The sequence below is a fragment of the Shewanella sp. 6_MG-2023 genome, from assembly GCF_030547195.1.
Classification (GTDB): domain Bacteria; phylum Pseudomonadota; class Gammaproteobacteria; order Enterobacterales; family Shewanellaceae; genus Shewanella.
On the sequence record NZ_JAUOQU010000085.1, the window covers coordinates 1 to 600 of the forward strand.

The 600-nt window shown below is 43.3% G+C and carries 1 protein-coding gene; it reads left to right on the plus strand.

Translation table 11 applies throughout. The annotated features are described in order from the left end of the window. Nucleotides 1–600: VCBS domain-containing protein (locus Q4533_RS19655; RefSeq protein ID WP_303503932.1), on the plus strand; the 600-nt coding region annotated here is incomplete at both ends.

The window sequence follows — 600 nt, forward strand, 5'->3', positions numbered from 1 at the left end:
TACCGATTTAGATAACGGCCAAGCTCAGTTTTCAGCGACATCATTGCAAGGTCAGTTCGGCACGTTATCGATTAACAATTTAGGCCATTGGACCTATACCGCTGATAATTCTCAGCCAGCGATTCAAGGGCTGAAAAACGGTGAAACCGTTACCGATACGGTGTTAGTTCATTCGATTGATGGTACAGAGAAAAAAATCACAGTCTCCATTAATGGCACCGACGATAAAGCCGTTATTTCAGGTACTTCAACGGCCAGTTTAACTGAAGATAAAGATGTTCACTCTGGTCAACTTCGAGTTGATGGCGCACTTACCGTAACAGATTTAGATAATGGCCAAGCCCAGTTTTCAGCAAGTTCATTGCAAGGTCAATTTGGCACACTGTCGATCAATAACCTAGGCCACTGGACTTACACGGCTGATAATTCTCAGACAGCGATTCAAGGCCTTAAAACAGGTGAGTCAGTTACTGATACAGTGTTAATTCATAGCGTTGATGGCACTGAGCAAAAAATCACTGTGACCATTAACGGCACAGATGATAAAGCGGTGATTGCGGGTACTTCAACAGCACAGCTAACTGAAGATAAAGACGTTCA